We start from the raw sequence: 19,121 nt of genomic DNA, 5'->3' as shown, positions 1-19,121 counted from the left end.
ACGCGGGGTTGACGCGCCGCCGCGGTGCGGGCGCGCCGCATGAGGCGGTGGGTCGTTCAACCGCCCGCCGCCGTAAGGCCGTTCCGTACGAGACGGGCCACGGCGGCGGCGACCGCGGAGAGCAGGGCGACGGTCGTCAGCGCGGCCGTCAGCGAGAACCACTCGGCCAGGAACCCGATGGCGACGGGCCCCAGCAGCATCCCGCCGTAGCCGAGAGTGGAGGCGGCTGCCACCCCGCTCGGGCCCGTGAGCGCCCCGGCGCGCGCGACGGCGACGGGGAAGAGGTTGGCCAGCCCGAGCCCGGTGATCACGAACCCGGTGAGGACCAGCCAGACCTGCGGCGCCAGCGAACCCAGCAGCATGCCGGCGCAGGCGGTGAGGCCACCGGTGGTCAACAGGCGGCTCTGGCCGAGGCGTTCGAGCAGCCGCGTACCGCAGAGGCGTCCGGCCGTCATGGCGAGGGCGAAGACGGAGTAACCCGCGGCGGCGACCCCCGGACCGGCGTCCAGATCGTCGGTGAGGTGGAGGGCACTCCAGTCGGCGAGCGCGCCCTCGCCGTAGGCGGTGCACAGCGCGATCAGCCCGAGTACGAGTACGAGGCGGCGCGCACGCCACGCCGGAGGCGTCGGCTCCGTGCGCTCCGCCGGCTCCGTGCGCTCGTGCCCGTCGGGCGGCGCCGCCGGGGCCGGCACCGCGGGGCCGGACGACGGCTCGGCCGGCGGGCCATGGGACGGGCCGGGAGCCTGCACGGGGGAGTGCGCCTCGTCCCCGCCCGCGCGTGCGAGCAGCACCCGCCCCGCGACGGCCGTGAGCACCAGCCCGGTCGCGGTCAGCAGCAGCAGATGCCGTACGGGGGAGAGATGGCCCGCCACCAGTCCTCCCAGCCCCGCGCCGGCCATTCCGCCCAGGCTGAACGCGGCGTGGAAACCGGGCATCACGGGCCGTCCCAGAGCGGCGATCAGATCGACGGCCGCGGCGTTCATCGCCACGTTCAGACCGCCGTAGGCTGCACCGAAAACCAGCAGTACGAGACCGAGGGAAACGGCGGAGTGCGTCAGCGGCGGCAGCGCGACACTGAGCGAGAGCAGCACCGCCGAGGCGACGGTCACGGAGTGGTTGCCGTAGCGGCGGCAGAGACGTCCCGTCAGCATCATCGTGACCACGCCGCCCGCGGACACCCCGAGCAGCGCCAGCCCGAGGGCGGCGGGCGAGGCGCCCGTCTGCGCCTTGACGGCCGGGATGCGCACCACCCACCCGGCGAAGACGAAGCCGTCGAGCGCGAAGAAGACGGTTATCGCGATACGGAGAGCACGGAGTCGGCGCGGGCCGGAAGGCGGGGACGCGGCTTCGCCGCGGCTGCGGAGCCCCGTTGCTCCGGCGAGCGCCGACCGTATTTTGTTCAGTGTCGACACAAAGCGACAATAGAGGTGTGACCCCGACGCGTACAAGCAAATTGGAGCGAGGCCGCGGCGCACTCGGCCCGGCACTGGAACTCGTGCACACCGGCAGGGCGCCCACGCGGGCCGCGCTCACCGCCGAACTGGGAGTGACCCGGGCGACCGCGGGCGCCGTCGCCGCCGAGCTGGAATCGCTCGGCCTGATCACGGTCGACTCCCGGCCCGGAGCCGCCTCCGGCACCCAGGGACGCCCCTCGCACCGGCTCGCGGTCGATCCGGACGGGCCCGTCGTGCTGGCCGCCCAGGTGCACGCCGACGGCTACCGCGCCGCCCTCGTCGGCCTCGGCGGTCACATCGTCGCCACGGCACCCGGCTCCGGCACGGCGGCGGCCGACCCGGCGCAGATCCTCGGCGAGGTCGTCGCCTCCGGCGCGCGGCTGCTGGAGAGCACGGGCCGCCGCTGCGTCGGCGCGGGCCTCGCCGTGCCCTCCGCGGTCGCCGAGCCCGAGGGCACCGCGATCAATCCGCTGCACCTCGCGTGGGAAGTGGGCGCCCCGGTACGGGAGATCTTCACCCGCGCCCTGGCCGAGGCACGCATCAGCGGGCCCTCCGGGGACGAGACCGCCCCCGGGTACGCGGCGAACGACATCAACCTCGCCGCACTCGCCGAGCACCGCCACGGCGCGGGCCGCGGCGCCCGGCATCTGCTGGTGGTGGGCACCGGCCACCGCGGCGTCGGCGGCGCCCTCGTACTCGACGGGCGGCTGCACACCGGGAGTTCGGGCCTCGCGCTGGAGGTCGGGCACGTCACGGTCGACCCCGGCGGACGCCCCTGTCACTGCGGCAGCCGGGGCTGTCTGGACGTCGAGACGGACCCGCTCGCCTTCCTGGAGGCGGCCGGGCGGGAGCCGGGCCCCGAGGTCTCGCTGCTGGAGCGCGCGGAGGAGCTGATCCGCACCGAGTACGACTCGGATCCCGCCGTACGCACGGCCGTTGAGACCCTGATCGACCGGCTCGGCCTGGGCCTCGCCGGACTGGTGAACATCCTCAACCCGGACCGCATCGTCCTCGGCGGCCTGCACCGCGTACTGCTGGAGACCGACGGCGAACGCCTGCGGGCGGTGATCTCCGGCCGCAGCCTGTGGGGGAGGAGCGGCAGCGTGCCCCTCCTGCCCAGCTCACTCGCGCACAACAGCCTCGTCGGCGCGGCCGAACTGGCATGGCAGCCCGTGCTCGACGATCCGCTGGGGACCCTGACGCGATGAAGACGGTGCACATCAGAGCGGGCGCCGAGCGGGACCTGCGGCGCTGCCAGGAGATCGAACGCGGGGCGGGCGGGCTCTTCCGCGAGCTCGGCATGGACCGGGTCGCCGACGACTCGCCGCCGCCGATTCCCGTGCTGCGCCGCTATGTTCACCGGGGCGGGCTGTGGGTGGCGACGGACGGCACGGAGACGGGCGCCGACGGGACGGACACCGGCGGCCCGGGCACCGGCCTCGGCGGCCAGGACGGTCGGGACGGTCGGGACGGCGAGCGCGGCACGGACGCCGACCGGCCGGTGGCGTACCTGCTCGCCGAACCCGTCGACGGGAACGTGCACATCGAGCAGGTGTCGGTCGACCCCGGCAGCGCCCGCCGCGGCATCGGCCGCGCCCTGATCGACCACGTCGCCGAGCGTGCGGAGGCCGCCCGGGTACCGGCGCTGACCCTGTGCACCTTCGCCGAAGTGCCGTGGAACGCCCGGTACTACGAGCGTTGCGGCTTCCGCGTGCTCGCGGACGGCGAGCTGACGCCGGGCCTGCGCCGGATCCGCGCCGAGGAGGCTCGCGTCGGCCTGGACCTCTGGCCGCGGGTCTGCATGCGGCGCGAACTCGGCGCCCGCTGACGCCCGCTGACGTCCGCTGACGCCCGCGCACCTCCACCGGGCCCGCCCCGCGCCTGCCTGCATGCGCGTCTGCCCGCCTGCCCGCCTGCCCGAGTCCGCTCGGTCCGTCGGGCGCGCGAGGCCGTAACCTCGTGGCGTGACACCACCGGAGATCGCGGGAAGCCGCTACGTCAGCCTCACCACGTTCAAGCGCGACGGCACCCCCGTCGCCACCCCCGTCTGGGCCGTCGAGGACGGCGGTGAACTCCTCGTATGGACCCGCGACGACAGCGGCAAGGTCAAGCGCGTGCGCAACGGCTCCAGGGTGACCGTCACCCCGTGCGACGCGCGCGGCCGTACGACCGAGGGCGCAGCGCCCGCCGAGGGCACCGCCCGGCTGATGACCGAGGAGGGCGGGCTGTACCGGGTGCGCAGGGCGATGACCGGCAAGTACGGCTGGCAGTTCCGGATCACCGACTCCGGTGGTGCCCTGCTCAGGCTGGGCAAGCGCCCGCACGTCGGCATCGCCGTCACCCTGTGACACCGGCAGGCGTCGCCGCGCGCTCCGCGAGGCGGCCGCCGCGCCCGGCGTCCGGCGGCGCCGGTCTCCCGGGGAGCAGCCGCCCGGCCTCCTGATACTCCCCGGGTAGCAGGCGAGGAGCCGCTGGGCGTACGACGACGTCGAGCCCCTCGCGGGGCGACTCTCGGTAGCGAAGAAGGAGAGGCAGAAAGCCTTTCGCTACCGAGGAGTTGACCGCCATGTTCGACCTCGCACGCTGGCACGACGGAGCGGGCCCCGGCCCGTGGATCCTGCTCTTCCCACTGGTCTGGGCGGCGGTGGTGGCCGGGGTGTTCCTCCTGCTGCGCCGCACCGTGTGGCGCGGCCGCGGCCCCTCGTACGGCCCCTGGTACGGGCGCGGACCCGGCCGCGGGTTCGGCCACGGTCCCGTACCGCCCGGAGGCCCCCGCGGCGAGAGCTCGCCCGTCGATCTGCTCGCGCGGCGCTTCGCCGAGGGCGAGATCGACGAGGACGAGTACTGGCGACGGCTCTCCGTCCTCGAAGAGGGCGGCAGGCCGAAGGACGGTCCGCTGTGAGCGAGTTCGCCGCACGCGTCACGGACGCTGTGAAGATCTACGGCACCGGCGAGGCCGAGGTGCGGGCGCTGGACGGCGTCTCCCTCGGCTTCGCCGCCGGGCGCTTCACCGCCATCATGGGGCCCTCGGGCTCCGGCAAGTCCACCCTGATGCACTGCGCCGCGGGGCTGGACACCCTCACCTCGGGGTCGGCCCACATCGGCGGCACCGAACTCGGCACGCTCGGCGACAGGCAGCTGACGCTGCTGCGCCGGGAACGCGTCGGCTTCGTCTTCCAGTCCTTCAACCTGGTGCCGACCCTGTCCGTCGCGGAGAACATCAGCCTGCCGCGGGACCTCGCGGGCGGGCGCGCGGACGACGCCGAGTGGACGGAGACGCTGATCGACGTCGTCGGGCTGCGCGACAGGCTGCACCACCGGCCCGGTGAACTCTCCGGCGGCCAGCAGCAACGCGTCGCCGTCGCCCGGGCGTTCGCGGGCAGGCCGGACGTCGTCTTCGCCGACGAGCCGACCGGCAATCTCGACTCCCGCTCCGGCGAGGAGGTGCTGCGGCTGCTCGGCGACGCGGTACGGCGGACCCACCGCACGGTCGTCATGGTCACCCACGATCCGGTGGCCGCCGCACACGCCGACGAGGTGGTCTTCCTCGCCGACGGACGGCTCGTGGACCGTATGCACGTGCCGACGCCGCAGCGCGTCCTCGACCGGCTCAAGGCCTTCGACACGGCGGGGGTGACGGCATGAGCGCGGTCACCGATTCCGGGGCGGGACAGGGCAGTTCACCGCCCGGCGGTTCATCGTCCGTCGGTGCCGCTCCGTCGGCCGGAGCGCGGGGAACACCGGCGGAGGCGGGCGGCACCGGCACCCGCGGCACCCGCCGGACCCGCGGCACCCGCCGGTGGCGCCGGGCCCGCCGCGCCGGTCGCCGCCGGGGTGGCGCCCTCGCCGCGCTCCGGCTCAGCCTCGCCTCGCTGCGCACCCACAGGCGCCGCTTCGCCGGCACCTTCGGCGCCGTGCTGCTGGGCGTCTCGTTCGTCGCGGGGACGCTCGTCATGGGCGACACCCTGCGCGCCAGCTTCGACACCATGTTCGGCGCCGCCGCGGCAGGCACCGACGCCGTCGTACGCAGCGAAAGCGTCATCACCACCCCGGGCAACGCCCAGGGCACCAGGCAGCCCGTCGACACCGGAGTGATCGACCGCATCGAGAAGGTCCCGGGCGTCGCCGCGGCCGTGCCGTCGGTCGAGGGCATGGGCCAGATCGTCGGCGCCGACGGCAAACCCGTCGGCGGGCAGGGGCCGCCCACCCTCGCCGGCAACTGGATCGAGGACTCCGGACTGAACCCGTACACGCTCGCGAGCGGACGGGCTCCCGTCCGCTCCGGCGAGGCCGTGCTGAACGAGGGCGCCGCCCGGCGCGGCGGTCTGCACATCGGCGACACCACCACACTGCGCACGCCCGACCCGGTGCGGATCAGGATCGTGGGGCTGGCCTCGTTCGGCGGGCAGGACGGCATGGGCCAGGTCACCTACGCGGGACTGACCCTGGCCGACGCCCAGAGGCATCTGATGCCCGAGGCGGACCGGGCCGCGTCGGTCCAGGTGCGGGCCGAGGACGGCACGGGGCAGCAGGAACTGGTGGATGCGCTGAAGCCCGTGCTGCCGAAGGGCGCCGAGGCGGTCACCGGGCAGCGGGTCGCGGAGGAGGACCAGGAGATGATCTCCGGTCAGTTCCTGACGCTGTTCACCTCGCTGCTGCTGGTCTTCTCCGGAATCGCGCTGCTGGTCGCAGTCTTCTCGATCCACAACACCTTCGCGATCGTCGTGGCCCAACGCGCCCGCGAGAACGCCCTGTTGCGGGCGCTGGGCGCCTCGCGCCGCCAGGTGCTCGGCGCCACCCTCACCGAGGCCGCAGCGGTCGGGCTCGTCGCCTCCGCGGCGGGCCTCGGCGGCGGGATCGGCATCGCGGCGGGGCTCCAGGCGCTCTTCCCGGCAATCGGCTTCCCCTTCCCGGACGGCCCGCTGGTCGTCAGCGGTCTCTCCCTCGCCCTTCCCCTCGCCGTGGGCGTGCTCGTCTGCCTCGGCTCCGCGCTGGCTCCCGCCGTACGGGCCTCGCGCACGGCTCCTCTCGCCGCCCTGCGCGAGACGTCCGCGGAGAACCCGCACGTGCCGCGCGTCCGTACCGTCGCCGGGGCGGTGCTCGCGGCGGGCGGCGCCGCCGCCACGGTGCTGGGCGCCTCCGGCGGTGAGCCCTCGCTGTGGGCGGCCGGGGCAGGCGCCGCGGTCCTCTTCGCCGCCTTCCTGGTGCTGGGTCCCGCCTCGGCCGCGGCCGCCGTACGGGTGCTCGGCCGTCCCGTGGCCCGGTTCCGCGGAGTCACGGGCGCGCTCGCCCAGCGCAACGCGCTGCGCAGCCCCAAGCGGACCGCCGCCACGGCGACCGCGCTGATGACGGGCGTGGCGGTGGTGTCACTGTTCACCGTCTTCGCGTCCTCGATGAAGGCGACGATGGACGGCGCCGTCTCCCGCTCCTTCGCGGGCGATGTCGCCGTCAGCGCCCCCGCGTTCGGTGCCGGAGGCAGCGGGCTCAGCCCCCGGCTGGCCTCCCGCGTGGAGCGGCTGCCCGAGGTGTCCACGGCCCTCGGGCTGGGCAAGGGCGTCGCACGCGTGGAGGGCGACGGCAAGCAGTTGACCGTCACCGACCCGGCCCGGCTCGAAGACGTCCTCGAACTGACCGGCGTGCGCGGCTCCTTCGCCTCGCTCGGCGCGGAAGGCCTGGCCGTGTCCGCCGACGAGGCGGACCGGCACGGCTGGCGCCCCGGTTCCACCGTCGCCGTGAGCTTCACCGACGGCGAGCGGCAGCGGTTCAGCGTCGAGGCCGTCTACGACCGGAACGAGCTGGCGGGCGACTACGTCATGAGCCGCCGGGCCTGGCAGCCGCACCGTACGCAGGACTCCGACACCCTGCTCGCGGTCGTCTTCGCCGGCGGCGTCACACCGCAGGACGGCAAGGCCGCGGTCACGGAGGCCGTGCGCCCGTACGGCGGCCCGTCCGTGCAGACGCGCGAGGAGTACGCGGAGAGCTCGGCGGCAGGCATCGACATGATGCTCACGCTCGTCTACGCCCTGCTCGCCCTGGCCGTCCTCATCGCCCTGCTGGGCATCGCCAACACCCTCACCCTGGCGCTGCACGAACGCACCCGGGAACTGGGCCTGTTGCGTGCCGTCGGCCAGACACGGGCGCAGCTGCGGGCGATGGTGCGCTGGGAGTCGCTGCTGACGGCGGCGTTCGGAACGGCGGGCGGTCTGCTGCTGGGAGGATTCCTCGGCTGGGCCCTCGTACGGGCGTCGGACAGCGCGGGGACCGCGGCCTTCGCCCTGCCGCCTGAGCGGCTGGCCGTGGTCGCGCTGGTGGGGCTCGCGGCCGGACTCGTCGCGGGGCTGCGGCCCGCACGCAGGGCGGCACGGCTGAACGTGCTGCGGGCCGTCGCCACGGAGTGAGACCGCGGGCGGGCGGCCCGTTGCCTGCCGCCAGGGCGGTGGGTCGCCCGTGACGGATGTGACGGACGCGAGGGACGTGGCGGACGCAGACGGGCGCGGCGTACGCGACGGGCGGCGGGCCAGGTCAGGGATAGCCCGGTGTGCTCGGCCCCACCGGCCCACCACCCGTAGGCGGCGCTCCGGGAGCGGACATCCCGTCGGCGACCGGATTCACCGCGCCGCCGGGCCGGGCGCCCGCGCCCGGTCCCGTACCGGCGGCCCCCGCCAGCGCGGGCACCCCGGCCTCGTCGAGCAGCGCGGGCGGGGCGCCGGCCGTACGCGGCGGGGGCGTCCCGAGCGTGACCGGCAGCGTGAACCACACGACCTTCCCCGAGCCGTCGTTCTGCGCGCGCATGCCCCAGCTCGCGCTGACGGCGGCGATCAGCGCCAGCCCCCGGCCGTTGGTCGCGGACGGCTCGGCCGCCCGTACCCGGGGCAGGCGCGGGTCGTGATCCCGTACGGACACCGTCAAGTGATCCCTGCGGAAGACGATCTCGACGGTGCAGTGCTTGTCGGAGCCGGTGTGCCTGTGGACGTTGGTGAGCAGCTCGGTGACCCCGAGCGCGGCCGCGTCGATGAGCGGCTCCAGCCGCCAGTAGCGCAACTGGGCGGTGACGATCCGGCGCACCTGCCCGATCCGTGAGGGCAGTGCCTGGAACTCGACCGCGCAGTGGGTGCGCGACTTCCCGGTGGTACGGGCCGTCATGGCGAGGACTCCACGGACCGTGCGGTCAGGGAGCGGACCGGTGCATGCGCAACCTGCGAGACATATGTGAGGAAAGACACACGGTAAGGATGAAACGGTGCCCCGTGTCCCGCAACGCGAGGAGGGACCGGTGACTCAGGTCCCGTGGCTCAGGTCCCGAGGATTCCCCGGTCGGCCGCGACCTTGGCGCGCGCCGTACGCACCGCGTTCAGCAGGCCGTCACGGCGGCCGAGACCGAACTGAAGCACATAGCGCGTACCGCTGATCGTCGCCAGGGCACTGTCCGGCATGCCGTAGCCGTTGATGCGGACCTGGTCCACGGGGCCGCTGTCGATCTCGCTCCCGTAGCTCGTCATCAGCACCAACTGCCCGTCACGCACGAGGACATGACCCGCGCGTGTGAGTGAGCGGAGCATCCGCCGTATCCGGACCCCGCCCGCGTCGTACTCCGGCTCCGCCACGATCGCCTCCCACCAGTCTCGCGGCCCCTGGGTCCCCCGGCCGGCCGCCCCATACCCTCTTGGAAGTGTGCCCGCAACCCGCGGGCTCCACCAGGGGGCCCTTTTAGGATCGGTCGTGTGAGCACCACCGAACAACCGGCACCGGAGCCCGCACGGTCCTCCTTCACCGGAGACGCCGCCGGGAACGCCACGGGGCCGATCCCCGAGACCGCCGCCGAGACCGTCGCCGGGAGCGCTGCCGGCCCCGACGCCGCGGGCCTCGCACCGCTCTCCGCCCCGTCCCGGTGCGCGGCCACCCTCGACGTGGACCGCAGCGACCCGGAGTACCGCGCGTGGCTGAAGGAGGCCGTGCGCAAGGTGCAGGCCGACAGCAACCGCAGCGCCGACACTCACCTGCTGTCCTTTCCGCTGCCCGAGCGGTGGGGCGTCGACCTGTACCTCAAGGACGAGTCGACGCATCCCACCGGCAGCCTCAAACACCGCCTCGCGCGCTCGCTGTTCCTCTACGGGCTGTGCAACGGCTGGATCCGGCCGGGCAGGCCCGTGATCGAGGCGTCGTCCGGTTCCACCGCGGTGAGCGAGGCCTACTTCGCGAAGCTGATCGGCGTCCCCTTCATCGCGGTGATGCCGCGCACGACCAGCCGCGAGAAGACCAGGCTCATCGAGTTCCACGGCGGCCGGTGCCACCTCGTGGACGACCCGCGCACCGTGTACGAGGTCTCCGCCGCCCTCGCGGCCGAGTCCGGGGGCCATTACATGGACCAGTTCACCTACGCCGAGCGCGCGACCGACTGGCGGGGGAACAACAACATCGCCGAGTCCGTGTACGAGCAGATGAAGCTCGAACGCTTCCCGGAACCGGCCTGGATCGTGGCCACCGCCGGCACCGGCGGCACCTCGGCGACCATCGCCCGCTACGTGCACTACATGCAGTACGACACCCGCGTCTGCGTACCCGACCCGGAGAACTCCTGCTTCTTCGACGGCTGGGTCACCGGTGACAACGAGGCCTCCAGCGACGGCAGTTCACGCATCGAAGGCATCGGCCGCCCCCGCATGGAGCCCAGCTTCCTGCCGTCCGCCGTCGACCGGATGATGAAGGTCCCCGACGCCGCCGCGGTCGCGGCGCTGCGCGCCCTCGAACGCGCCACGGGGCTGCGCGCGGGCGGCTCAACGGGCACGGGGCTGTGGAGCGCCCTGAAGATCGTCTCCGAGATGTACGCGCAGGGACGTACGGGCAGCGTCGTCACGCTGATCTGCGACCCGGGGGACCGCTACCTCGACAAGTACTACTCCGACGACTGGCTCGCGGGACAGGGCCTCGACATCGATCCGTACAGCCAGACCATCGAGACGTTCCTCGCAACGGGCGACTGGACGGGCTGACGGGGAGAAGGGGCGCAACGTCAGTGACCGGTGGGCAGCGGTGCGCGGGTGCAACGGGTGAGTTCCAGTACAAGTTGGCTGGCAACGAACCAGCGTGCGCACGCTGACCGGCCGTAGGGCAGGTAGCCGTCCGTCGGGACGTGGGTGAACCCCCTGCTCGTGCTGGCGGGTGCGTACTGGTCGCCGAAGACACCCCACACGCGGGGCCGACGGGATCGTACGGCGATCGGGTTCGTCAGGTGCGGGCAGTGGCGAGGGGCGAGAAGCGCGCACGGTTCACAGACTGGGGGCTTGGTGCACAGGGCACTCTCCATCCCTTCCACTTCATCCGTGCCCGCCGATATGTCCGAGCCCGGCATCAGAAACAGCCACCCACGCGACGTTCGGCTTGCCGAACCTCCGCAGCCTTGGCACAACAGCGCCCGCATCGCGTGCCGTTGACGGACCGGGTGCAGCAGCCGGTAGCGCGGGCGCCCCTCCCCGGGGGCCAGTCTCATGCGTGCCCACAGCACGCCGTGCTGATCTCGGTCCGCGGGCGTCTCGTCCCTGTAGCACAAGCCGGCGCCATCGGTGCGGGTGGTCAACGACCGGGCCGTGGGCTTCTCTTCGCTCCAGGCCGTGACAAAGGGCACCGGCAGACCTTTCGGGCCCCAACTCAGTGGCTGTGCAGGGGCGGCTGTACGGGCAGCCATCGGATTGACTTTCCTTTCCGTGATTACGGAACGTCTCGTGAATTGCTGCCATCGTCATCGAGCCCCCGGCATTGGATCAGCGCCCACCTCTTGGCCTCTTGGTAGTAGGCGTCCCGCTGTTCCGTGCTGCGCTGTGGTCGCCGCTCCGCTTCGCCTGAGCCTCTTGTTCCTGTAGCCGTCTGCATACTGCACACCCCATGTCGGCTCACCTCTTGGTCTGATGACCGACAGTCAACGTGTACTTGCAGGGAGAGCCCAGAGCAGGAACCGCGCACTTTGCGCTCACTAACCGCTCATGCCCTACTCTGTAGTGCAACTTCGCTTCTACAGAGGCCCGTTGATGGCACGTCATGCACTCAGAGCCCGCCGTAAGGTCTGTGGCTACACGCAGGAACAGTTCGCCGACGCGCTCATGGTGGCGGTCAGCACGGTCCGCCGCTGGGAATCGGGCACATCAACGCCGCAGGCGTGGCAGCAGCCTCGTATCTGTCGACTCATGGAGATCACTCCCGAAGCCTTGGCGGGCATGCTCAGAGGGGATGATGATGACGAGTCCCGTGCAGCGGGTACCGCAGATACGGAGGTGGCGCCCGTGAACCGCAGACAGTTCGTCGGGGCAGCGTCGATCGCTGGCGTGGCCCTGTCCGCACCGGAAGCAAGCGCCAAGGGCCGCCGCGTGGGACGCTCGGACGTCACTCGCTTCGGTGAGCGCGTCGCCGAACTGCGCCGACTGGATGATTACCAGGGTGGGGCGTCGGTGTACCCCCTGGCGCTGGACGAGATCCGCAAGCTGTCGACCCTGGCCGGGAGCGGAACGTTCACTCAGGCTGTGGGCAGGGAACTTCTCTCGACCCTCGCCGAGCTGCACCAGTTCGCCTCGTGGACCGCCTTCGACGCGGGGAAGTTGGAGCGAGCGAAGAAGCTTGCCCAGGCCGCAGCGACCGCCGCGAACCAAGCGGGCAACCGCACCCTTGCCGCCACCGCGCTCAGCGAGCTGTCTTACCTCACCGCCTCCAGCAAGGAGCCCGACGAGTCCGTAGCCATGGCGAAGGCGTCCCTCGTGAACGCGGGCACCGCCGTGCTCCCCGTCGTGCGCGTCGTCCTCGCGGACCGCCTCGCATGGGCCTGCGCTCGTACGGGGGACGCGCACGGTGTATCGCGGGCCCTCGGCATCGTGGAAGACAGCCACGACCGACGAGACGGGATCGAGGAAGATGAGCCGGATAGCGTCTACTGGATCAACCGGGACGAGTCGCAGATCATGGCCGGACGGTGCTGGGCGGAGCTGCACGACAAGCGGGCAGTGCCGATCCTCGAACAGCTGAGTGCGCCGTACGACGACACGCACGCTCGCGAGATGGCGCTCTATGCTGGCTGGCTGGCTGGCTCGTACGTGGACGCCGAAGACCTCGACGCCGCGACGTCCAGCGCGCGCAAGGCGGTTGAGCTGTCCCACCAGACGGCGAGCCCGCGCACGGACGCGATGCTCAAGGACACGCTGAAGCGGTTCGAGTCGCACCGCGACCACGCTGGGGTGCGCGACCTGCTGGCCTCAGCCCAGCTCTGAGCGCGAGCACGACCGAGCCCCGCAGGCAGCCAAGTCGGCGGGGCTGCGCTCACTTCACGAGGTGTGCCGGCGTGTGCGCTCCGGGGGCCGATCTCGGAGTTTCCGCAGGTTACGCCTGTCCGCCGCCCGCGGCCGTCTCCGTAGCGCCCGTCACCACCAGTTCGCGCACATGCTCGCGGATCCGGTCGCGGGCCTCGTGCGGCAGGCCGCCGTCCGTGACGAGCGTGCCGACCTCCTCCAGCGAGGCGAACGAACTCAGCCCGACCGTGCCCCACTTGGTGTGGTCCGCCACGACCACCACCTGCCGTGCGGAGCCGACGAAGCGCCGGTTCGTCTCCGCCTCCGCCAGGTTGGGGGTCGACAGCCCGGCCTCGGCCGATATGCCGTGCACGCCGAGGAAGAGCACGTCGAAGTGGAGGGCACGGATCGCGGCGTCGGCGACCGGGCCGACGAGAGAGTCCGAGGGCGTACGCACGCCGCCGGTGAGGACCACCGTCGCCGCGCCCGCGTGGGCCTGCCCGCCGGCGGCCGTCCGGTGCTGCGCCGAGTGGAAGACGTCGGCGACGCGCACCGAGTTGGTGACCACCGTCAGGTCGGGCACCTCGGTGAGCTGCTGCGCCAGCGCGTACGTCGTCGTACCGCCGGACAGCGCGACCGCGCTGCCCGGCTTCGCCAGCGGCGCCGCGGCACGGGCGATGTCCTCCTTCGCGGACTGCTCCAGCGAGGACTTGGCCTCGAAGCCCGGTTCGTGCGTGCTGGCGTCGGCGAGCGGGACCGCACCGCCGTGCACCTTCTCCAGGGCGCCGCGGCGGGCCAGCACGTCCAGGTCGCGGCGCACCGTCATGTCGGAGACCAGCAGGGTGCGCGTCAGCTCGTTCACGCGCACGCCGCCGCGCTCACGCAGCTGCTCGAGGATGAGCGCCCGGCGCTGCTCCGCGAGCAGGTTCTGGTTGTCGCCCAGCGAGTTCACCGTGGCCGCCGTCCCTTCGTCCCGTCCCGTGCCGTGCCGTCTCGTGTCGTGCCGTCCCGTGTCGTGCCGCGCCGTGCCGCCGCGCCGACTCCGCGTCCGGCCATCCTCCCACCCGGAAAAGGTGGCAGCGCACGTCACGATTTCGCGTGGCTTGTGTGTGGACGGGCTTGGCCCGCCCTTCAGGGGAAGGATGCTGGACGGAACGCGGCAGCGTCGGCGGAAGCACGCAACACCTCGGGGGAGCGGAGCATTGCAGAAGGCCGAGTACGGCGACCGGCAGGACGGATACGGCGAGGCGGCGGAGGACATTCCGCGAACTGCCCCCGGGGAGTCGGGAGTCAAGCCCCCTCCGGGCCTGAATCTCGAACTGCTCGTGCACGGCGTGGGCGGTACGACGCCGCAGGAGATGCTCGGGGACCCGCGCATCGAGCGCATGACCGGCGACACGACGGCCGCCGTCTACCGGCGCACCGACGACGTCGACGCCGAGGCCCGCCCGCAGGACTACACCGACAAGCCGGTGCCCGAGGCGTACTCCTGGTCCAATCTGACGTCCGGCAACGGTTCGCGTGCGCTGTGGCTGATCCTGCTGCCGTTCATGGTCGCCAACTTGGCGCACTGGATGCGCCCCGCCGACTACGGCCGACGGTTACTGCTGGCCCGCACGCACGGCGTCTTCGTGCGCCTGGTCGCCCTCAGCCTCACGGTGCTGCTTGTCTCCGCGGCCTGCGAGGTCGCCATGGATCTCGTGGCGTGGCAGTGCGCGGGCTCGGCCGGGTGCGCCGACGGGCACTCCTGGCTGGGCTTCATGGCGCAGGACCCGTCCGGCGACGGCGGCTGGTGGAGCCAGCCGGGCCGGCGGCTCGCACTGGCCGCGGTCGTGCCCGCCGCGCTGACGCTGCTGCTGTGGTGGCTCTCGCACCGCACCTGGGCGGCGTACGAGTCGCAGCCGCCGCTGCGCAGGCCCGTCGACGAGTACGACCGGGAGGGCCGCAACCGGCCGGCGCTCTGCCTGCCCGGCTTCTGGTACGGCAAGCGCCTCGTGGCCCGGCTGCGTGCCGCGCACACCGCGGCCGGCTTCCTCACCGTCGCCGCGGCCGTGGCCGCCGCCACCACCCGCCACGACCGCAAGCCGGGAGGCAGCACGGCACTGGACGCCGTGGGCTGGCTCACCGAGACCGCCGTCGTGGCGTGTGCGGTGTGGGTGCTGTACGTGGTGTGCCGGCGGGGCCGCAAGGAGAGCGAACCCGACGACGTCGTCGACAGGTTCACCGTGCGGGCGCTGCCCGGGATCGCCGCCGGAGTCCTGCTGCTGGCCGTTCTCCACGCCTCGTGGTCGCGCCCCGGGTGGATCTCGCACGGCGGTGAGCTGCCGGGCGACGAGACGTTCGGCGTGCTCGCCGTCGGACAGGGCGTGCTCGTCGCGGCGATGGGAGTGATCGGCCTCGTCCTCCACCGGAGGCGGCCGGCCGAACGCACGGCGCTGAAGGGCCTCGGCTCCGCGTGCGTCGCGATGATCGCCTGCGCGCTGGGCGGGGTGATGTCCGGCGGCGTGACGCAGCGCGTAGGCGACTGGCTGGACGGCGCGGGCACGCCCGGCATGGGCAACGGGTACATCGAAGGCCCGCCGACGCTGCTGACCTGGCAGGCCTCCGCCGTTCCCGTACTGCTCGGTGCGCTGCTCGTGCTGACGGCCTGGTTCCTCCTCCAAGTCTCCCGGCGCAGCCGCCGGTTGACCGACGAGGTGGAGAGCGCCTACCCGGACGTGGTGCCCGACCCCTCCCGCTCGCGACGGATCGCGGCCGTCATCTCCCGCGCCGCCCTCACCGACGCCGTGCCGTGGGTCGTGGGCACGGTGGCGGCGATAACGCTGCTCCTCGGCGGGGCCGGCGTGCTGGGCACCTGGCTCACGGGAGAGGTGCCGGGACGGGCCGCGGACGGACGGGCCGCGATCGTCGACGGCTTCGCCGACACCGTGCAGGTGCTCGGCTCATGGCTGGTCGGCCTCGCCTTCGTCCTCTTCGTCGCCTGGGGCCGGCGTGCCTACCGCGACCCGTCGGCCCGGCGCACCATCGGCATCCTGTGGGACGTGGGGACCTTCTGGCCGCGCGCGGCGCACCCCTTCTCCCCGCCCTGCTACGCGGAACGCGCCGTACCGGACCTGGCCTGGCGGATGGCCACCTGGACGGAGCTGACCCGCGGACGGCTGGTGATCTCCGGGCACTCGCAGGGCAGTGTGCTGGCCGCGGCGGCCGTGTGGCACCTGGACCGCCGCACCCGCGGAAAGGTCGCGCTGCTGACGTACGGCTCTCCGCTGGAACGCCTCTACGGGCGCTGGTTCCCCGCGTACTTCGGGCCGCGGCAGCTCCACGACCTCCACCGGCAGGTGCACTGCTGGCGCAACCTGTGGCGCCTGACCGACCCCATCGGCGGCCCGGTGCGCATCGACTGCGGCACCGACGTCGACCGCGGCCCGCTGACCGACCCGCTCCAGTACGGGCGCACCCTGCACCACCCGCTTCCGGCGCCGATCCTGGGGCACGGCGAGTATCCGGCCGATCCCGTCTTCGACGAGGAGCGCGACAGCCTGCTGCTCCGGCTGCGGAGCCATGACTCGGGGCCGCAGGCCGCCGTGCCGCAGCAGGGCGTGCCGCAGCAGGGCCAGGGCCTACCGCAGCAGGGAGGGAGCGGAAGCGAAGTGGCCGCGGACGCCGGGCAGTTCACGGATGACGGCGAGGCGGACGCGGGCCCCGGCGCGGACGCGGGTAGCGGCGACGGCGAGGACGGGCCGGACGGGCCGGACGGACCGGACGGTTCGGGCAACCCGGGAGGGTCCCGACTCTCAGCCTGATCCGGGCAGGTCGTCCGCGTAGAGGAGGGTGAGGTCCTCGGTGCTCGGGTCGGGCAGTTGCGCCACCCGGCCCGCGTGCCGTTCGACCATCGACTCGAAGGTCTGCCGCGCCGTACGCCCGTTGCCGAAGGAGGGCCCCTTGGGCAGCTCGGTGAAGTGCTTCAGCAGCGCCTCGGTCGCGGCGTCCCCGAGGTGGTACTCGTGCTCCTCGGCCTGCTGCTCCACGATCCGCAGCAGCTCCCGCGGCGTGTAGTCGCCGAAGGTGATGGTGCGTGAGAAGCGGGACGCCACACCGGGGTTGACGGCGAGGAAGCGCTGCATCTCCGTGGTGTAGCCCGCGGCGATCACCACGACCTCCTCGCGGTGGTCCTCCATCAGCTTCACCAGGGTGTCGATGGCCTCGCGGCCGAAGTCGCGCCCGCCGTCCTCGGGGGAGAGGGCGTAGGCCTCGTCGATGAAGAGCACCCCGCCGCGGGCCCGGTCGAAGGCCTCCTGCGTGCGGATCGCCGTCGAGCCGATGTGTTCGCCGACGAGGTCGACGCGGGAGACCTCCACCAGGTGACCGCGCTCCAGGACCCCGAGGGCGTGGAGTATCTCCCCGTACAGGCGCGCCACGGTGGTCTTGCCCGTGCCGGGCGAACCCGTGAAGACGAGGTGCCGCCGCACCGACGCCGCCTTGAGCCCGGCCTGCTGGCGGCGCCGCCCCACCTCGATCATGTCGGTGAGCGCGCGCACCTCGCGCTTGACGCTCTCCAGGCCCACCAGCGTGTCCAGTTCGCCGAGCACCTCCTGCGCGGGACGTGCCGGCACCGCGGGCGGCTGTGCCTCGCCGCCGTCGCCGGCGGAGGCCTGCTTTGCCTTGGCGGTCTTCTTCGGGGCGGGCGTCGTCGTCGCGGGAAGCAGCGCCGTCGGCACGGCCTTGCCGTCCGCTGCGCCGTTGCCCGACGGCGCCTTTCCCGATCCGTTCTTCGCGGAGCGTGGAGACTTCTCCGCCTCGCCCGGCGCCGCGACCGTGGCGGTGTCGTCGCTGCGGCAGTCCTCGACGACGGGGCCCGTCTCCGCGAACTCGAAGCCGCCGCGGGCGCACCGCTCCGTGCGGCAGCGGCGCAGCGTCGTACGGCAGCCGTCGATGATGTGGAAGCCGTACCCCTGCGATCCGCTGACGCGGCAGCCGTGGAAGGTGCCGCGGCCCTCGGCGGAGACGTAGAAGCCGGCCTCCGAGGGGGAGGTGACCGTGCACCGGTCGATGTCCGGGTCGGCTCCCTTGGTGACGATGAAGCCCGTGGCGGCCCCGTCGACCGTGCAGTTGGCGAGGGTGCCGCCGCTGCCGTGGTCGCGGAACCACGCGCCCGTCGCCGCCTCCCTGATGCGGCAGTCGTCCAGCTGCACGGTCGCGCCGTCGCTCACCGAGACGGCCGTGCCGCGGACTTGGGACAGATCGCTGTCGATGACGTCGGCGCGTGAGCCGCGGTCGAGGATGAACAGCGCGTCCGGCACGGTGTGCACGCGGCACGAGTCGAGCACGGCGCTCGCTCCGTCGCTGATCCACACCGCCGGGTAGTCGCCCGTACTCTCGTGGATCTCGCAGCTGTTGGCGTCGGCGCGGGTGCCCGGGTCCCACACCGACAGGCCGTTGCGGCCGAAGCGCCGCACCGTGGACCGGGTCAGCGTCAGCACCGAACGGGAGCGCAGATCAAGGGCGTTCTCGGGGATGTCGTGGATGTCGCAGTCGGCGAGCGTCAGCACGGCGTCGGTGTCGAGGGTGACGCCGTCGGCGGAGGTGCGGTGCACGCGGCAGTCGGTGAGATGCCCCGTGGCACGGGAGACGACCTGCACGCCGCTGCCCTTGATCTCGTACAGCTCGCAGCCGACCGCCTCGGCCGCGCTGCCGTCGCCGTGCAGCGACAGGCCGGCGCCCGTGGCGTGGTGGACGCTGCACCGCTCGAGGCGCGGATGGGCGCCGTCGCGCACGGAGACGCCCGACTGGCCGGCGGAGACGACCTCGCACTCCTCGTAGACGCCGCCGGCGCCGCCGGTGACGGTGATGCCCGTGCCGGCCGGATTGTCGACGGTGCAGCGGCGCACGGTGGGCCGGGCGCCGCCGCGCACCTCGATCCCGGAGGCCGAACGCGTCATCACCCGCAGGCCGTTCAGCTCCGCGGCGCCGTCCTCGACGAGCAGCGCGGGCGACGCGGCGTCCTGCGCCTCGATCTGAAGATGCTGTACGACGGCGGAGGACCGCACGGTCAGGGCGACGCCCTCGGCCGGCGCGATGCGCACCGAGCCGGCCGCGGCACGCTCCGGGCCGCGCAGGGTGACGGTGCGCTCGAGCACCAGGTTCTCGCGGTACGTACCCGGGGCGACGGTGATCACGTCGCCGTCCGTGGCGGCCTCCAGGGCTGCTGAGAGTGAGCCGTAATCCCCTGTGCGTCGCCGCCAGCGCGACGTACCGGCCTGCGTCACCTGCACCGAGCCCTGTGCCATGGACAGTTGTGCCCCAACCTCGAAGTTCCTGTGGCGCGTTGATACGTGCGCCGAGTCGCACCACCGTAGCGTGCGCCAGGAGCGCCGCGGCCACGTGTCCGCACTTCGGCCGC

At 73.0% G+C, this 19,121-nt stretch carries 14 protein-coding genes and 1 pseudogene; 10 read left to right on the top strand and 5 right to left on the bottom strand.

The features are described 5' to 3' along the window. Nucleotides 1-56 precede the first annotated feature (56 nt). Nucleotides 57-1,412, bottom strand: coding sequence for an MFS transporter (locus tag HCC61_RS13020; RefSeq protein WP_169135540.1), 1,356 nt, complete (start codon nt 1,410-1,412; stop codon nt 57-59). Nucleotides 1,413-1,429: 17 nt separating this feature from the next. On the opposite strand from HCC61_RS13020, the gene HCC61_RS13015 reads away from it, so the two are divergent. The 6 genes from HCC61_RS13015 to HCC61_RS12990 all read left to right on the top strand — a co-directional run bounded on the left by HCC61_RS13015 (nt 1,430) and on the right by HCC61_RS12990 (nt 7,852). Continuing rightward, nucleotides 1,430-2,662 carry an ROK family protein gene (locus HCC61_RS13015; RefSeq protein WP_346777165.1) on the top strand — a complete coding sequence of 411 codons (1,233 nt, stop codon included), beginning with the start codon at nt 1,430-1,432 and terminating at the stop codon, nt 2,660-2,662. Further along, a complete protein-coding gene (locus tag HCC61_RS13010) occupies nt 2,659-3,282 on the top strand; it encodes a GNAT family N-acetyltransferase (RefSeq protein WP_169135538.1) in 624 nt (207 codons plus the stop codon). The genes HCC61_RS13015 and HCC61_RS13010 overlap by 4 nt, the downstream gene beginning before the upstream one ends. A gap of 136 nt (nt 3,283-3,418) precedes the next feature. Next, on the top strand, nt 3,419-3,802 hold the full coding sequence (locus HCC61_RS13005; RefSeq protein WP_169135537.1) for a PPOX class F420-dependent oxidoreductase: 384 nt from the start codon (nt 3,419-3,421) through the stop codon (nt 3,800-3,802). Between the two features lie 218 nt (nt 3,803-4,020). Then, the gene (locus HCC61_RS13000) at nt 4,021-4,356 is read left to right on the top strand and encodes an SHOCT domain-containing protein (RefSeq protein WP_169135536.1); all 336 of its coding nucleotides are present in this window, start codon (nt 4,021-4,023) and stop codon (nt 4,354-4,356) included. Further along, entirely contained in the window at nt 4,353-5,099 is a 747-nt protein-coding gene (locus tag HCC61_RS12995) for an ABC transporter ATP-binding protein (protein ID WP_346777164.1), read from the top strand. Before HCC61_RS13000 ends, HCC61_RS12995 begins: the two co-directional genes overlap by 4 nt. Further along, nucleotides 5,096-7,852 (top strand): FtsX family ABC transporter permease, encoded by a 2,757-nt coding sequence (locus HCC61_RS12990; RefSeq protein WP_169135535.1) that lies wholly within the window; start codon nt 5,096-5,098, stop codon nt 7,850-7,852. The genes HCC61_RS12995 and HCC61_RS12990 overlap by 4 nt, the downstream gene beginning before the upstream one ends. Nucleotides 7,853-7,976: 124 nt before the next feature. On the opposite strand, the gene HCC61_RS12985 is transcribed toward HCC61_RS12990, so the two are convergent. Both HCC61_RS12985 and HCC61_RS12980 read right to left on the bottom strand, forming a co-directional pair. Then, nucleotides 7,977-8,597 carry an ATP-binding protein gene (locus tag HCC61_RS12985; RefSeq protein WP_169135534.1) on the bottom strand — a complete coding sequence of 207 codons (621 nt, stop codon included), beginning with the start codon at nt 8,595-8,597 and terminating at the stop codon, nt 7,977-7,979. Nucleotides 8,598-8,746: 149 nt separating this feature from the next. Continuing rightward, on the bottom strand, nt 8,747-9,058 hold the full coding sequence (locus HCC61_RS12980; protein WP_169135533.1) for a hypothetical protein: 312 nt from the start codon (nt 9,056-9,058) through the stop codon (nt 8,747-8,749). Between the two features lie 303 nt (nt 9,059-9,361). Between HCC61_RS12980 and HCC61_RS12975 the strand changes: the two genes are divergently transcribed. From HCC61_RS12975 to HCC61_RS12970, 3 genes and pseudogenes are all read left to right on the top strand, one after another. Next, nucleotides 9,362-10,444 (top strand): PLP-dependent cysteine synthase family protein, encoded by a 1,083-nt coding sequence (locus HCC61_RS12975; RefSeq protein ID WP_346777178.1) that lies wholly within the window; start codon nt 9,362-9,364, stop codon nt 10,442-10,444. A 987-nt stretch (nt 10,445-11,431) separates the two neighbouring features. Next, nucleotides 11,432-11,641 (top strand): annotated as a pseudogene (locus HCC61_RS31495) (helix-turn-helix transcriptional regulator); the annotation flags it as partial. Nucleotides 11,642-11,728: 87 nt separating this feature from the next. Next, a complete protein-coding gene (locus tag HCC61_RS12970) occupies nt 11,729-12,703 on the top strand; it encodes an XRE family transcriptional regulator (RefSeq protein WP_346777180.1) in 975 nt (324 codons plus the stop codon). A 109-nt stretch (nt 12,704-12,812) separates the two neighbouring features. Here the strand turns inward: HCC61_RS12970 and HCC61_RS12965 are convergent, their stop codons facing one another. Beyond that, the gene (locus tag HCC61_RS12965) at nt 12,813-13,664 is read right to left on the bottom strand and encodes a DeoR/GlpR family DNA-binding transcription regulator (protein WP_169135704.1); all 852 of its coding nucleotides are present in this window, start codon (nt 13,662-13,664) and stop codon (nt 12,813-12,815) included. Between the two features lie 316 nt (nt 13,665-13,980). On the opposite strand from HCC61_RS12965, the gene HCC61_RS12960 reads away from it, so the two are divergent. After that, nucleotides 13,981-16,524: a hypothetical protein gene (locus HCC61_RS12960; RefSeq protein ID WP_346777177.1), complete on the top strand. Its 2,544-nt coding sequence runs from the start codon at nt 13,981-13,983 to the stop codon at nt 16,522-16,524. Here HCC61_RS12960 and HCC61_RS12955 read toward each other — a convergent pair. Further along, the gene (locus HCC61_RS12955; RefSeq protein ID WP_169135531.1) at nt 16,516-19,008 is read right to left on the bottom strand and encodes a right-handed parallel beta-helix repeat-containing protein; all 2,493 of its coding nucleotides are present in this window, start codon (nt 19,006-19,008) and stop codon (nt 16,516-16,518) included. The two genes, HCC61_RS12960 and HCC61_RS12955, sit on opposite strands and share 9 nt — an antisense overlap. Between the last annotated feature and the right edge of the window lie 113 nt (nt 19,009-19,121).

The sequence above is a fragment of the Streptomyces sp. HNM0575 genome (assembly GCF_012726265.1).
Classification (GTDB): Bacteria; Actinomycetota; Actinomycetes; order Streptomycetales; family Streptomycetaceae; genus Streptomyces.
This window is presented reverse-complemented; position numbering and strand designations above follow the sequence as displayed.

Coding starts and splice junctions, on each gene's coding strand:
- HCC61_RS12955 (WP_169135531.1), bottom strand. CDS start 19,008: ATGGCACAGGGCTCGGTGCAGGTGACGCAGGCCGGTACGTCGCGCTGG.
- HCC61_RS13010 (WP_169135538.1), top strand. CDS start 2,659: ATGAAGACGGTGCACATCAGAGCGGGCGCCGAGCGGGACCTGCGGCGC.
- HCC61_RS13000 (WP_169135536.1), top strand. CDS start 4,021: ATGTTCGACCTCGCACGCTGGCACGACGGAGCGGGCCCCGGCCCGTGG.
- HCC61_RS12985 (WP_169135534.1), bottom strand. CDS start 8,597: ATGACGGCCCGTACCACCGGGAAGTCGCGCACCCACTGCGCGGTCGAG.
- HCC61_RS12990 (WP_169135535.1), top strand. CDS start 5,096: ATGAGCGCGGTCACCGATTCCGGGGCGGGACAGGGCAGTTCACCGCCC.